The organism is Psychroserpens sp. BH13MA-6 (genome assembly GCF_052983595.1).
In genome coordinates this window covers 434,320-449,949 of the sequence record NZ_JBRJGE010000002.1, presented here as the reverse complement: position 1 = coordinate 449,949, position 15,630 = coordinate 434,320, and the positions used below count along the sequence as shown (strand labels likewise).

Here is a 15,630-nt window from a genome sequence, read left to right as displayed (position 1 = left end):
AACAAACATCAAATCACTATTTAAAATGTTAAATAACAATGTTTTAAGTCGGCAATATCGTATATTTAAGTGTATCATTTGAATTATGAAACTTAAAATAACATCTCTATTTATAGTCATTTTGCTCTGCGTAAGTTGTGGATCTTCAAAAACCAACGCAACGCCAGAGCAGATTAAAAAACTAGACGCTTTGGTGGCCAATCAATCCTTTCAAATTGAATCGGATTGGGCATATCCACAGGCGACTATGGCCATGGTTGCCATTCAAAATGCTGGCATATTACCTCCTGGAGATAATGCAAGTCGTATCAATTTACATGGTAATCCGAACGAATTAGTACTCAAAGGTGAGAAGGTGAGTTCAAAATTGCCTTATTACGGTGAAGTGCAAATGCCTTCAGGTTATAATGGATCGGACAATGGAAGTATTTCATTTGAAGGTGCGGTCGAAGATTATACCGTTGTTCAAAAAGATAATCACAGTTATAAGATTTCCTTTAAAGCGATAAGTAATAACGAAAATTTCAATGTATCCATTGTATTATATCCAAATCTCAAGAGCGACATCTTATTACAAGGTAGCAAACGATTTCCTATCCGTTACATTGGAAAAGTAAAACCCTTAACCACCGAATAATAAAAATTTTAAACTACACATACGATTGTTATTCCTTTTCTTAAGTTTAGATATTATACCTCATATGACTGACGACCCGAAGATAATTCCCAATACTACAGACCTTATAGACAGCGATTAATGACTTAAAATTCGCAATAATCTCCTACAACTCGTACCTGCTTCAAGCGTTGCCATACCGAATGGTCATGCGGTTGACTCGACAAAAAGAACAAGGGCGTATAATTATTCTTCTTTTCACAATACACATGTACTATTTGAACATAAAGTGTCATCGTTTGTAAGGAGTGGAATGAATCGTAAATCGTTATTCGACCTTGATACTGATGTCTCCCTTTAGCGCTTATGTCCACCGTGGTCTCAGGAACTGTAAAGCTTTTATCCTTATTTACGGCTTTCATGAGACCATCATAATATGCTTTCAGATTATTGGACGTCTCAGTTAACGTAAAAGGTTGTTCAAGTGCTATATGCCAAGCTATGACATAGGACCAAAATTCCTGACTGCTTTGATTAGACCATTCTTTCGAGAATTGCAATGCTTCATAACCTTCATAATTCAAGTCTGGTGCAAAGCCAAACGGAAAGTGAATGACTTCAGAAATCCAACGGTCATCAGGTGTTTCTAAAAACTGTTTGTCTGGTATATTTTGTCCGTAAACGCAGCATGTGAAACATAAAACGATTATAATTATTTTGTAATGCATTGTTATAGATTTAAAGTACGAGTTTGACTTCGAAGGCGATGGCATCAGAAATTGCACCATCTCTTAATTTGCTATTATAATTAATGCCCCAGCGCATGCGATCAATTTTAAATTTAGTAGTCATTTGTTTCTTTTCATAATCTACTTCCGCTTGAAAATCGATAGGCAATGTTTTTCCTACGATGGTTAAGTCTGCAAAAACTTTCATATGAGTAGCATCGTGGTAATCCACACTTTTAATAACTAATTGAGCCAAAGGATGGTTAGATACATCAAAAAAATCAGGATCTTTAAGATGATTCACCAAGCTTTCATTAGGTTCTTTGTCTTTGATATCTGTACTTGTAATGGTATTCATATCAATGACAAATACACCGCCAACAATTACGTCATTTTCTTTTAAGAAATAGCCTTCTTTAAAATCTACCAATCCATAATGGCCTCCAAAATAAAAGGTATAATCAGCGCTCCATTTAAGCCTACTCTTCTCTGTATCAATAGGTAACTGCTCTTGACTTATAGCATTGGTTAACATAAAAAATGTTAAAGCGAGTAATACGATAGGTGTTTTCATAATTGGAAATATTTAATTTTGATTAGACGGTAAAACTAGCTGGGATGCAAGTGAAAAGTGTCAAAAAAATGTAAAAGAAGTGTCAATGGTTGCAAAAATTCCTTAAATATGCTGTTATTTACAGTCACTATGAAAAACACATACTTTCAATTATTCGTGATTATAAGCCTGAGCGTGATATGCAGTGCACTGTTAGGATGTACTAATGAATCGGAAAGTAAGGATCCTGCACTTGTAAAAATAGCATTGAGAGAGGCAGGCAACCAGTTATTGTTGCAACAAAATGACTCAACCTCCATTATTTTCCCTATTGTGGCGACTGAAGAGTATAAATATCAGTTATCGTTTGAAAAAGAATTATCATTTGAGCCAAATGAATTAGTGCAAGTTATCGACAGTAGTTTTGCCTTGGCAGGAATTGATGCTAATTATAGAGTAGAGGTGCTGCAATGCACTGATTTGGAAGTCGCTTATAGTTATGAAATGCAAAAAACACAAGAACAAACCATCATTCCTTGTGGTGGTCGCTACCTGCCTCAATCCTGTTATCAAATTGAAGTACAATTTTTAAATCCTCAAACCCATTCTTTGAATCCTTATATCCTTTTTGGTTGCCTAACTACGGTTGTTTTACTCATCTTTTATTATTCAAAAAATAAATCTACGATGTCTACCTCGACTGATGCGTCCTCTAATTATGCTGAAATTGGCAGTTATCATTTCTATCCTGAACAGAATAAATTAGTGAAACAAGCACAAGAGATTAGTTTGTCTAGAAAGGAATGTGAACTATTGGAATTATTTATTGCGCAACCCAACCAAGTGATTAAAAGAGATGAACTGACGAAACGGGTTTGGGAAGACAATGGTGTTATTGTTGGCAGAAGTTTAGATACGTACATTTCAAAATTGAGAAAAAAGCTAAAAGATGATCCTTCTATAAAACTGACCAATGTACATGGTGTTGGTTATAAATTAGAACTTATTTGATTTTTATTGCGTTATAATTGCGAGCAATAGTGTTCGTTACACTGCAAATAATTCTTGATATTTGTATTATGCATGACGCGATCGTATCACATATCAAATCCTATGTCCATCCCTCAGATAAAGATTTGCAAACTTTTTCAGGAGCGCTAAATCGCGTAGACGTGACCAAAGGTAATTTCTTGTTGCGACCAGGCACTCAAGTTTTGCACGAATACTTTGTGATACGTGGTTGTTTGATGGCCTATTATTTAGATGATAAAGGTCACAAGCATATCATACAATTTGCGGTTGAGAATTGGTGGATTGGTGACTTCGATGCCTTTTACAATCAAATTTCTTCAAAACTTTACATAGAAGCTATTGAAAACTCTCAGTTATTGTCTATTAATTATCACAAGCTGCAATCTATTTACGAAGAAGCACCCATTTTTGAACGGTATTTTAGAATTTTAACAACGAATGCTTTCATTTCACAGCGTAAGCGGATTTTGTCTTCTTTGGAAAAAAATGCACAAGAGCGCTATCTGGAATTTTGTAGCTCTTATCCAAATATAGAACACAGAGTTCCCAATTATCAAATAGCTAATTATTTAGGGGTTTCAGCAGAAAGCTTAAGTCGCATACGTACCAAACTGAAATGTTAATATTTTGCCAATTGATATAGGTCAATAGAATTGGTCATTTCTAATGGTATATTGATACCACATTAACATATTTCAAATAATCAATAGGATACCAACCTATAAACCAAAATAGAATAGATGAGCAAACAACATTTACTAACGCCTTACCGAAAAAACATAAGTTTAGAAAATAGAATTGTCATGGCTCCCATGACAAGGAGCCGTGCAGATAATGCGGATAAAGCACCAACCAACGCACTTCATGGGTTATATTATGAGCAACGCGCCTCAGCCGGACTCATTATAACTGAAGGATCTCAAGTTTCCGAAAGAGCTGTGGGTTATATTCATACGCCAGGAATTCATAGTAAAGCACAAGTGGAAGGCTGGAAGCTGGTGACGAAACGGGTACACGATAAAGGTGGTAAGATATTTATTCAATTATGGCATGTAGGTAGAATGTCGCATCCCGATTTTCATGATGGCAAACTACCTTTATCGGCTTCTGCCATCAATCCGGAAGCACAATCGTACACACCTGAGGGCTTTAAAGATACAGTGACGCCCAAAGAAATGACTATTGAAGACATCAAAACCACCATAAAAGACTTTCAGAATGCAGCGGCTAATGCTGTTGAAGCTGGTTTTGACGGTGTTGAAATTCATTCATCAAACGGTTATCTTTTTCAGCAATTTTTCAATGGAACTTCCAATCATAGAACAGATGACTATGGAGGAAATATTGAAAACAGAACGCGCTTCTTCTTTGAAGTGCTTGATGCTATGAAGGAAGTGATTCCGGAAGAGAAAATTGGCGCACGTTTTAATCCATCACTCCATGGAGTGTTTGGAATGACAATGGATGAAGAGACCATTCCAACATTTGAATATATTGTGAAAAAGCTGAACGATTACAATTTGGCTTATATCCATCTTTCGGAACCGTTTACAGATGTGTCAGATATTCCATATGCCGTAACTGAAATTGCGAAACATTTCAGACCACTCTACAACGGAACACTTATGATTAACTCTGGCTTTGACCAAGAGAAAGGCAATAAAGTCATTGAGGAAGGGCATGCCGATTTAGTATCTTATGGCAAGCTGTATATTTCCAATCCCGATTTGGTTGAGCGTTTTGAGAATCATCTCGAGTTAGCCGATTGGGATAAAGATACATTTTACACAACAGGAGCAAAGGGTTACACCGATTACCCAAAAGCTTCAGAATAAAAAAGTTTAACTTAAAAAATATGATAACATTATGAAATTTACAAGAAATGCGAATGCCGAATGGAAAGGCTCTGGAAAAGACGGTAAAGGTCAATTGACGACAGGAAGTAAAGTTCTTGAAAACACGGCTTATTCTTTTCATACGAGATTTGAAGACGGCGAAAAAGGCACCAATCCAGAAGAATTAATAGGTGCGGCTCATGCTGGATGCTTTGCGATGCAACTGAGTTTTCTATTAAATGAAGATAATTTTACGGCGACAGCTTTAAATGTTGACGCTAAAGTAACCTTTGAAGATGGCAACATCACAAAAATAAATTTAGATTTAGAAGGTGATGTTCCTGAAATTGATGCGGAACAATTCCAGCAAATAGCTCACAAAGCAAAAGACGTATGTCCGATTTCAAAATTATTGGATACGACCATTGAATTAAAAGTAACCTTAAAAAACTCATAAACACTATGTCCACAACAACTGTAAAAGCCTATGGCGCAAAATCTAAAACGGCAGATTTAACCCCTTTAGATATTGAGCGCAGAGCCGTAGGAAAACACGATATCAAAATAGACATTACTTACTGTGGCGTTTGTCACAGTGATATACATACGGTCAGAAATGATTGGGGCGGCTCAAGCTATCCCGTTGTTCCAGGACACGAAATTATTGGTCATGTTACTGAAGTTGGCGCTGACGTTAAAAACTTTAGCGTTGGAGACGTCGTAGGCGTAGGGTGTATGGTCGATTCTTGTCAGACTTGTAGTTCTTGTCAGAAAGACTTAGAGCAATTCTGTGAGAATGGTGCGACTTTCACCTATAACAGTCCGAATAAGCACATTGAAGGAACGCAAACCTATGGTGGTTATTCCACATCCGTAGTCGTCGATGAAAAATTTGTACTCAGTGTTCCTAAGAATTTAGATGAAGCTGCTGCTGCACCATTATTGTGTGCCGGCATTACAACCTGGTCTCCTTTGAGCCATTGGAATGTTAAAAAGGGTGACAAAGTTGGTGTGATTGGCTTAGGTGGCTTAGGACACATGGGTGTCAAATTTGCAAATGCACTTGGCGCACATGTTGTAATGATTACAACCTCTCCTGAAAAAGGGAAAGATGCCAAGGCCTTAGGTGCCCATGAAGTATTAGTCTCAAAAAATGATGATGAAATGGAAGCACATCAAGGGTCGTTTGATTTTATTCTCAACACCATACCTGTAGGACATAATATGGATCCTTACATTAACTTACTGAAAGTTGATGCGACGATGGTTCTAGTAGGAGCTGTTGAGCCAATGGATGGCTTTCATGGTGGCGGACTGATAATGGGTCGAAAACATGTTGCTGGTTCTCTCATTGGAGGTATAAAAGAAACACAAGAAATGCTTGATTTTTGTGGTGAGCATGATATCACTAGTGATATTGAGTTGATTGACATGCAAGACATAAATACCGCATATGAACGAGTGACGAACAGCGATGTCAAATATCGATTCGTCATTGATATGAAATCATTGAAATCCTAAGGATTTTAATTGAACAAAAAAACCAGCAAATAATAACTTGCTGGTTTTTTTGTATTTATAACGATCCATTCTATTATTGGTTCGTTCCGTTGTTTTTATATTTCCTCCAACTGGTTCCTTTGGTACACGGACAGTCACTAATGCCTTGTAGAAAATCCAATCCAATAGTTATTGAATGCGTACCTGAATTAAAACTAGACAAATCATTAAATGTGAATTGATAAGAGTAAGCGAAATACAATCTGTTTTTCATAATTCCTGCCATGGGACCGAAATTTAATGGTTTTAGGAATTGATCATTCAGAAATCGGTAGGAACCTCCAACCCAGTAATAATCGCCATCTCGATTAAACTTTCGGTATTTAAAATTAATATCTGTACTTGAACGCTTATCACTATTGAACATTTGATAAAATACAGAAGGCTCGAATTCTACATTCTTGTTATACTTACTCTGAATCACATAACCAGAGTAGATTTGATAGTTTAATAATCGGCTCGGTTCAACATCAAAACCCGAAAAATTGTCTATATCCTTATCCAAAAAGTTATTCGCATTAAAACTAAAATAAAAACGATTAAATCGGTATAGAAAGCCAACGTCAAAGTTATTGTTTGAAATGGCTCTATCATCGGTAATACTTGGATCTACAATAGGAATTTCTTCTGTGGTTTCAAAATTTTCAATATCAATTCTAAACGCGTTAATATTATAAGATAAACCAAAAGACAAATATTGTTTTGATTTGTAATCAAGAATGATATGATGCGCAAAAGAGAATTTAATACCTTTTTGACGGGTGTTACCATTTCTATCATTGTAAGCCGAAATACCTACACCTGAACGATTTGAAATTCTAAAATCGGCATACAACGCCTGATTATCAGGTGCGTTTTTAATACCAACCCATTGGGTAAGTCCGTTAGCTCTTACTCTAAAATTGTCTCCAATTCCTGCGTAGGTAGGTGAAATTACAAAGTCGTTATCTGCCAAATACTGCGTCCACGCTGGTAAATTTAACTCTTGACCGTAGCCGAATGTAACCAGTAAAAAAGCGATATATAGTGTTAATTTTTTCATTTTAGTAGGTTTTAATTCATTAGGGTTTTTTACCTGTAAAGCGTGAAATGTCCAACATATTCCTTGTTCACTAATGGACTGTTAGGTCTTACAACATACCAGTAATCACCTGTAGGTAATTCAGTGCCATTATAGCGACCGTCCCAATATTCACCAACTCTATAAGTGGCTACTTTTCTTCCGTATCTATCAAAAATGTCAAAGGTGAGATTTGGGAAATCCTCAACACAACCAGGTGCCCAAGTATCTACGACACCATCACCATTAGGTGTGAAATAGTTAGGGATACAAGGACCCGTAATTTCCACGTTTATCTCAGCCATAGCTTCACATCCAGCACTATCTATTACGACCACAGTATAGGTAGCCGATTCAGTAACGATAAAAGAATTCGCATCACCAAAATCTCCTCCATTGATAGAATATTGATAGTCACCTGTACCACCTGAAGCAATAGCAATAATTTCTCCTGGCTCATCACCAAGATTTAAAATCAAGGATATAGGGTCATAATCTTCAATATTGAATAATTCCGTTATTTGAATACAGCCATTGGTATGTCTCACCTCGATGTAGTGATCTTCTCCTGGTACTACATCAGTAAAGACATTACTCAATTGATAAGGACCACCATCTAAAGAATAGTCTAATTGTGACAAGTCTGTAATACTATCATCGACCGTTACTGTCACTGTATTTCCTAGATTATTATTATCACAATTGTATGCTATTTCAATTTGCGGATCGATATTTACTGATTCCGGGAATGTGATATTCCACTGTGATTCACAGCCTGAAGCATCTCTTACATAAACAATGTGATCACCACCATCTAAGTTGGTAAAAACAAACTCAGTTTGATTAGCTGCACCAGTACTATAAGGACCTTCATACGTATCTAAACTTACACTGTACGGTAAAGTTCCCCCTGAAATATCTACACTAAACTCACCGTTACCTTCACCTTCACAAGTTTCTTCAAACAACGAGTTTGGAACAATACTCAAGATAACTGGAATTGGATCTGTAATGGTAAAATTGAAGGTTACATAACATCCTAATACATCCTGAACAATCACATCATAAGTGCCAGGAGCTAAGTTTTCAAAAACGTTTGTTTCAAAAAATTGATCCAATTGTGGTGATATGGCGTACTTAATAATTCCAGTGCCACCAGTGGCATTAATTTCTAATACACCATCATTATTACCACTACAAGTCACATTGTTTACTACAAAATCAACCTCTAAAGGTGCGTCTGGTTCAGTAATGGTAATAGGCGCAGAGGTCTCATTACAATCACCACTAACTACATTCACTACATAAGTTCCAGCTACTAATTCTGTAAATACACCAGGACTATTCTGAGTGGCTGGTAGTGTATTACCTTGAGTGTCTTCAAGTGTATAAACATAGTTACCTAAACCACCTTGAGCGGTAGCAACAATAGTACCATTGTTATCACCAGCACAATTGATGGTTGGGTTCGTTGATTGTAGATTGATGGTCAATTCAGGTAATGGATCTATCGTAATTTCATTAGATACATTAGCCACACAACCATTCGTGTCTCTTACATAATATTCATAAGTACCTACAGGAACAGAAAATGTGGTGTCATTAGTAAATGATCCTAAGACATTTGTAAAGTTAGCATCAGTACTATAGGTATAAGGACCATTGCCTCCTGTTGCTGATAAGGTCAAGGTAGATTCAGTTAAACAGGTTTGTGTTGTTGCTGTTACCAAGTTAGCTTGAACAGGTGAAGGTTCAGTAATGACAATGTCTACAGACGTCATAAAACATTCATAACCATCACTAATACTTACCGTATAGGTTCCAGCACCTAGGTTATCAAACACATTTGAGGTTTGTGGACCTGAGGTACTTGGTGATGGTAAAATGGTATTAAGCGTATAGATATAATCTGTTGTTTGTCCGCCTGTCACGTTAGAAACTGTAATGGAGGCATTCTGATCACCAAAACAAGACAACATGCTCGTGCTAGGTGTAAATGTCGCATCAAGAGGTGTTGGTTCTATTAAGGTAATAGGCACTGAAACGATACATCCTTCAGCATCTCTCGCTGTCACAACATAGTTGCCTGCTGACAAATCAGTGAAGGTTCCATTCGATGAGAAAGCCACCGATGCAGCACCTGAAAGTTCGTATTCATATGATCCCCAACCACCTGTCGCTAATGCTGAAATGGTTCCTTGACTGTTATCACAAGTCACGTTAGATGTTTCATCAACAGTTAAGGCTAATGTTTCAGTTGGAGATGAAATTATGACATTAGAAGTAGTCGTACAGAACGGACTCTGAGTTTCGTTAATCGTTACCGAATAACTCCCAGCAGCTAATCCTGAGACCGTTAAAGGATTGGTCGCTGTATTCGCATTAACAAGTCCTGTTACAGAGTTTCCTAAGTTATCAAAAACCTCATAGGTGTAATCACCTGTGTATCCAGCAACCGTCATTTCAAAAGCACCAGAATTATCGCCAAAACAGGTGACAGCAGTAGGTGATGTCGTTATTGTTGGAGGCGTCGCTTCTTGTAAAGCCACAGTCACTTCATTTGTACATGAGGTTACCGTATCTGTAATAGTTATGGTATACACACCAGAAGGTACTCCCGAAAACACATTACCGTTTAATACAATAGAACCAGCACTTGGTGAAATCGCATAGGAATAAGATCCAGAACCGTCAGTTCCTACCACTGTTATTTCACCATCATCATTATTACAAGTTGGCAGCGCTGAAACAGACGCATTAACATCGATAGGTGCAGGAATGTCAATCGTCACTAAATTACCGCAGCCATTCGCATCTTGTATTTCTACGGTATGAACTCCAGAAAACAGGTTTGAAATGGTAAAAGGAGCTGATTGCGTTTGAAAAGCGCCACCATCGATGCTATAACTATAAGGAGCAATACCTGGACTATCTAATGTTACATTTATTTCAAATTCTCCTTCAGAAACGGTACATAAATCATTAATAGAAGCAGAAATAGAAGGCGTTGGATCCATTGGTAAAATCACCACTGGACTAGAAACGACACATCCATAAGCATCCAATACATGCACGTAATAGTTTCCAGCATCCAAATTGAAAATACTCGCAGCATTCCATCCTGTATCGGAAGCTAAAGGTGCTGTTGCAGACGTTGTTACTTGATACGAATAAGGCGCAGTACCATTCTGTCCGATAGCACTTATCACTCCAGAAGTTGGATTACAATTAGCATTTTGATCTATGGAAACATTTAAATCTAATGGAATGGCAGATTCAGTAATATTAAATGGTGCAGTCACGATACCACAACCAGCATTTGGTCCAGTGGTTTCAGTGATTGAAACAAAATAATTTCCGAAAGGCAGCGGACCTAAATCAGTCACTGTTAGCGATCCATTGGCAGGTATATTTCCTGAATTAGAAATACCCGTTGACACCAATGATAAGGCATCAAAAATTTCATATGTGACATCAACACCTGATCCATAACTGCTATCTACTGTAAAAGAGACGTTCCCATCTGCGTTACCAGTACAAGTAATATTGTTTGAGCCAAAGGCACTTAATGATAGGGACGAGTTTGTTGGTATTGGTGTTGTTGCAGGTTCGTAATAACTACACAAGGTTGATGCATCATAAACAATGAATGTATACGTTACACCAGACATTAAACCTGTAAAAGTTGCAGATTGACTACCAGGCGAATCTTCAGGCAACCAAGAACCAGGCGGATTTGGATACACTGATATTGGACCTTGATAAATACTGAAGAAGAACGGTCCAGCACTACTTAAAGTAGAACCAACACTTACCACAGCTTCACCACCTGTAGCACAATCTATTGAAGTATCAATTGAAATATCTAAGTCGGTTGGAGGAGAGGCCACTAAAACATCTTGTTCCAACACTGAACAGCCGTTAGCATCCACAACATTTATTTCATAAAGACCGAAATCGACCACATCAAAACTCACTGACGTTGATCCCGTTGCATTGAGTTCAGAATTAGAATAACCGTTTGAGCCCGTCACAAAATAATTGTAAGGTGCCACACCACCTGTTACAGAGTTAATGATTACAGATCCTTGAGACACACCACCAGTAGTACAAGTAATATCAATAGTACTAAAATCCACATTAATTGGATCTGGCTCAGCAATCACCAAAGTTTCAGTGTCTTCACAAGAATTAGCATCTGTTAAAGTGATTGTATAGGATCCTGCTGGTAACCCAGAAGTTTGTGAGCCATAGTCGACACCAGTGGTATCATTATTGACATTGATTGTAAAAGGAGGCGTGCCTACAGACCCATCAATACTAATATCGATGGCACCATTCGTATCACCATTACATAAAATATCATTAGTTTGAGTTACAAAACTCAATTCTGGTAATGAAATTGGATTCACTGTAATGATACTAGATTCAGCAATACAACCATTCGCATCTGTTATTTGAAACTGATAAGTTCCAGCGTTTCCGGTTGTATAATTAAATGGTGTTCCAGTACTTCCTAATCCTGTAAAAGCACCACCATCAATAGATACAGCATAAGTAAAGGGTGCTGTTCCGGTTATATTACCTGAAATTAAAGCGTCAGGCGTCACGGTACAATCAAGACCTTCGGCAAGAACAACATTCACTGTTGGTGAAGGAATTGGGTCTATTGTATAAGATTCAGAATACACACAATCATTAGCATCTCTCACTTGAAACGTATAGGTTCCAGGTTCTAATCCTGCAAATACATTAGACGTTTGATACGCAGTTGCATAAGCAGATGGTGCTATAATTTGATATTCTAAAGGTGTTGTTCCACCAGTTACGCCTGTAATGGTCACATCACTCGTGTTGGATGGACAAGTTACTGGACTACTATCAAAAGTTATATCGGTTGGAGGATCTAAAGGCGCAATCGTAATGACGTTTGCGATAAACGTACAACTATTGGCATCTTGAATAATCACAGTATAAGTACCAGCTGTTAATCCTGAAAAGGTGTTACTCGCTTGGAAATTTACGCCATCAATACTATACATGTAAGGAGCATCACCACCTGTAACGCCAGTTACTGTTATGGTTGCATCGGAACTACATGTGTAAGCTGCGGCAAGTTCGACCGTTCCAGATATGGCTGTATTTGCTACAATAGTCACGGTTTGAGGTGTTGTAAAACACACAGAGTTTCCAACGGTATATTGTAACATAACATCATAATCACCTTCCGCTAATCCATTAAACACGTTGGAATTACTGTAAGTTGTTCCACCATCTATGCTATACGAAATGGCGTTACCGTTAGCCGCTGTGACATTAATTGTAATCGACCCAGTATTACCAGCACTAGCACACGTGATATCAGTGGTTGTCACATTAAAATCTGGTTCAGGAATAGCTTCAACAGAGATGGACGTACTCGCACTACAGTTATTAGAATCCAATACGGTGATATCATAAACACCTGGATTAGTTACAACAATTTCAGGAACCGTTTGAAAATCGGTAGCACCATTTACAAAATAAAAGTAAGGCGGTGTTCCACCTTGCGGATAAACCGTTATTTCACCATCCGTACATGTTAATGGTACGGTAATAGCTGCTGTAACCGTCAGTAATGGTGGCTCCACAATCGTGACGTCTTCAGAGTAAAAACAGTCATTTTCTGTTTCCACTGTGGCTGTATAAATACCAGGATTAAGGTTTGCAAATAAATAGGTGTTATCTACAATTGGTCCTACACTATTCACTAAAGTAGCACCTTGGTATAAGGCAAAAGAATACTGAGGATCCACATCATTTGCTGCCAAATGAATACTTCCTTTGTCGCCATGACATAAGGGTTGTACAATGGTAGAAGACACAGTGAAATCACGATCTCTAATTTGAACATTTGGTACGGTAAACACACAAGGATTGGTTGGAATTCCCACTTGTCTAATGTATATGGTATAAGTACCAGGCGTATTTATTGTAAACACGTTACTCGATTGATAATTCACATCATCCAAACTGTATTCATAGCCAGAAGGCACATTATTTACCGTAATACTTCCTGGAGTTGTACAAATAATATCGGTAGCAATAACGGAAGGATCTAATAAGTTTTGGTAGACATTAAAATAAAACTGAACGAAACAACCTCCTGAGAAATTGACGGTCAATCGAAACTGTCCAGCCGTGTCTGCGACAAAATCAGGACCAACACCTACTTGATTCCAAGTACAGGCATCATCTTCATTAGCACAATCAGGATCGGTGACTGCTGCACAACTTGATTCATCTAATTGTTCCCAGATGATAGATGTTGCACTTGCGATATTGGTTTGAATAAATCGCGAGTCGTCAGCTCCACATAAAAAGATATTAGGTAAAAGTTTTCCATCATTCGGACAAGTGACCACTTCATCGGCATAAGGAATGACTGGATTTTCAATATTTCCACCGAAAATTTCAACTTGATACTCTTGAGTTATGGATTGACAAGGGGCAATGGCATTATTAAATGAATAATAGGTTCCAGTAGAGGTTACTGTAATCGTTTGCGTATTTCCTATCACTGGATTTCCATTGGGATTAGTAGACCATGTATAGGAATCATAACCATCGGCAGCGGTTAATTCTACACTGTCGCCACATAAAATAATCTCTTCAACAAACTGACAATCTAAATCTGCTAGAAAGTTCGTGGCTTGAGGAGATAATAAACATCCTGTGTTACTGTTTAAACTCGGGTCGTCTGTAATTTGAAAGTTTGGATTATAAAACCCGTTATAGGTGGCAAATGCCTGGTTATTAATAATATTAGAACAAGCATCTGCTAACTGACCACAGTCATCAACCACTTGTACTTCAATACGTATTTCATAAACAGGATCGTTTTCTTCCACAAGTGAATTGTCGATATCAAAAACAAGCTCGCGCGTCACAGGATCGTAACTAGCTACAGTAACACCAGGAGGAAGCACTAAGTCGGTAGGATGGTTGTAGATGATATTAATTGGAAGAACATCTCGAATCTGGAAGTTCGTCGCGTTATCATTACCCGTATTTTGAAACCCAATCACATAATTTAATGAGGCACCAAGATTGACTAGTTGTCCGCCAATATCATTACCAGCATCATCTTCAACAATTTTGGTTAAAACAATATCTGGCTCGATAATTTCAACTGCAAAAGCAAAAAAGTATGGAAAATAAGTATCACCACTTGTTTCTAAAGTAATCGTTCCAGAAGTCGCATCATTAGCGATTACGGAATTACCTGGATTTGGAATAGCGATTGTACCTGTATCAAACCCTAAGGTATTGGTACTGTTAGGCAACCTATTCGTCACAGGAGTGGCATCTAATTGTGTGACTGAACTATTGAAAAAATTATCGACTGGTCGGTCTACTGTTGATAGACTCACACCATTTAATCGTAAACGATCTCCTAAAATCGGACTATCACCCTCCAAGGTTGCAAAAGCAAAGTTGGCTCTAACAGGAGCAGGAGCAGGGACGGTTCTAAATCCGTCTACCGGAATATCTAAATTAGGGTTATTTCCAGGCACACTAATAGCACTAAAGCCATCGAAACTAGTAATTGATTTACCTGGTAAAGTCGGGTCTTCATAGACCACAAACAGGGACCATCCTGCTGATTGCCCTGTACCGTTATAAGGATCAAATGTTGAGGTTTCACCTGTTGCAGAAGACACATTTCCTACTGTGTATGTTCCTAGGTCGACACCAGACCCAAAACTGGTGACAATATCAGTGACATCAGCAAAACAAGCATACGAAAAGCTGTCGCCACCATCTACAGTGTTCCCATCAGCGTCATAAATGATTGTTCCTACAACATCATTATAACCACCAACAGGTCCTTTAAATTTTACATTTGTGATAGGTGCATCACCTGGATTTACTGCTCCCCAATACAATCCAGCATAGATAATCCGATAACAATTTGGGTTTGGAATATCTAAATCAGCACTCGACGAACTAAACGTTGAGGGATCACCGTCAATATCGATATACTGCATATCGACATTGTGATTATAGACACTATTGTCATTGAAGGCATTGTTATCTGGTCCTAGAATATTGTTACCAATAAGGACGATATCACCTTTAAGATCCTGATTAAATCGAGGCGTGAATGGTTCATAGTTTTGAGCTGAAGACGACACGCCTATCAATGCGATCAAAACGATGATTGCTATTTTTGAAAAAGTAGGTTTTTTCATGGTACTTGTTTT

The 15,630-nt window shown here is 37.8% G+C and carries 10 protein-coding genes; 6 read left to right on the top strand and 4 right to left on the bottom strand.

Translation table 11 applies throughout. The features are described from left to right. The first annotated feature begins 85 nt into the window (after positions 1–85). Complete coding sequence (locus tag ACU8DI_RS06515) at positions 86–637, top strand: DUF4251 domain-containing protein (RefSeq protein ID WP_447111953.1); 552 nt, start codon at positions 86–88, stop codon at positions 635–637. Between the two features lie 125 nt (positions 638–762). On the opposite strand, the gene ACU8DI_RS06510 is transcribed toward ACU8DI_RS06515, so the two are convergent. Beyond that, positions 763–1,344 (bottom strand): hypothetical protein, encoded by a 582-nt coding sequence (locus tag ACU8DI_RS06510; protein WP_447111952.1) that lies wholly within the window; start codon positions 1,342–1,344, stop codon positions 763–765. Between the two features lie 10 nt (positions 1,345–1,354). Further along, positions 1,355–1,918 carry a YceI family protein gene (locus ACU8DI_RS06505; RefSeq protein ID WP_447111951.1) on the bottom strand — a complete coding sequence of 188 codons (564 nt, stop codon included), beginning with the start codon at positions 1,916–1,918 and terminating at the stop codon, positions 1,355–1,357. Between the two features lie 129 nt (positions 1,919–2,047). Between ACU8DI_RS06505 and ACU8DI_RS06500 the strand changes: the two genes are divergently transcribed. From ACU8DI_RS06500 to ACU8DI_RS06480, 5 genes are all read left to right on the top strand, one after another. Beyond that, positions 2,048–2,908 carry a winged helix-turn-helix domain-containing protein gene (locus tag ACU8DI_RS06500; protein WP_447111950.1) on the top strand — a complete coding sequence of 287 codons (861 nt, stop codon included), beginning with the start codon at positions 2,048–2,050 and terminating at the stop codon, positions 2,906–2,908. Between the two features lie 68 nt (positions 2,909–2,976). Continuing rightward, positions 2,977–3,552 carry a Crp/Fnr family transcriptional regulator gene (locus ACU8DI_RS06495; RefSeq protein ID WP_447111949.1) on the top strand — a complete coding sequence of 192 codons (576 nt, stop codon included), beginning with the start codon at positions 2,977–2,979 and terminating at the stop codon, positions 3,550–3,552. 117 nt (positions 3,553–3,669) lie between these two features. Next, positions 3,670–4,764, top strand: coding sequence for an alkene reductase (locus ACU8DI_RS06490; RefSeq protein WP_447111948.1), 1,095 nt, complete (start codon positions 3,670–3,672; stop codon positions 4,762–4,764). 31 nt (positions 4,765–4,795) lie between these two features. Further along, a complete protein-coding gene (locus tag ACU8DI_RS06485; protein ID WP_447111947.1) occupies positions 4,796–5,221 on the top strand; it encodes an OsmC family protein in 426 nt (141 codons plus the stop codon). 5 nt (positions 5,222–5,226) lie between these two features. After that, entirely contained in the window at positions 5,227–6,285 is a 1,059-nt protein-coding gene (locus tag ACU8DI_RS06480) for an NAD(P)-dependent alcohol dehydrogenase (protein WP_447111946.1), read from the top strand. A 73-nt stretch (positions 6,286–6,358) separates the two neighbouring features. On the opposite strand, the gene ACU8DI_RS06475 is transcribed toward ACU8DI_RS06480, so the two are convergent. Further along, positions 6,359–7,366 carry a PorP/SprF family type IX secretion system membrane protein gene (locus ACU8DI_RS06475; RefSeq protein WP_447111945.1) on the bottom strand — a complete coding sequence of 336 codons (1,008 nt, stop codon included), beginning with the start codon at positions 7,364–7,366 and terminating at the stop codon, positions 6,359–6,361. 29 nt (positions 7,367–7,395) lie between these two features. After that, a complete protein-coding gene (locus ACU8DI_RS06470; protein ID WP_447111944.1) occupies positions 7,396–15,618 on the bottom strand; it encodes a T9SS type B sorting domain-containing protein in 8,223 nt (2,740 codons plus the stop codon). Positions 15,619–15,630 lie beyond the last annotated feature (12 nt).

Bases quoted from the DNA above. Each gene is read 5' to 3' on its own strand.
- ACU8DI_RS06515 (WP_447111953.1), top strand. From the start codon at position 86: ATGAAACTTAAAATAACATCTCTATTTATAGTCATTTTGCTCTGCGTA.
- ACU8DI_RS06510 (WP_447111952.1), bottom strand. From the start codon at position 1,344: ATGCATTACAAAATAATTATAATCGTTTTATGTTTCACATGCTGCGTT.
- ACU8DI_RS06505 (WP_447111951.1), bottom strand. From the start codon at position 1,918: ATGAAAACACCTATCGTATTACTCGCTTTAACATTTTTTATGTTAACC.
- ACU8DI_RS06500 (WP_447111950.1), top strand. From the start codon at position 2,048: ATGAAAAACACATACTTTCAATTATTCGTGATTATAAGCCTGAGCGTG.
- ACU8DI_RS06495 (WP_447111949.1), top strand. From the start codon at position 2,977: ATGCATGACGCGATCGTATCACATATCAAATCCTATGTCCATCCCTCA.
- ACU8DI_RS06490 (WP_447111948.1), top strand. From the start codon at position 3,670: ATGAGCAAACAACATTTACTAACGCCTTACCGAAAAAACATAAGTTTA.
- ACU8DI_RS06485 (WP_447111947.1), top strand. From the start codon at position 4,796: ATGAAATTTACAAGAAATGCGAATGCCGAATGGAAAGGCTCTGGAAAA.
- ACU8DI_RS06480 (WP_447111946.1), top strand. From the start codon at position 5,227: ATGTCCACAACAACTGTAAAAGCCTATGGCGCAAAATCTAAAACGGCA.
- ACU8DI_RS06475 (WP_447111945.1), bottom strand. From the start codon at position 7,366: ATGAAAAAATTAACACTATATATCGCTTTTTTACTGGTTACATTCGGC.
- ACU8DI_RS06470 (WP_447111944.1), bottom strand. From the start codon at position 15,618: ATGAAAAAACCTACTTTTTCAAAAATAGCAATCATCGTTTTGATCGCA.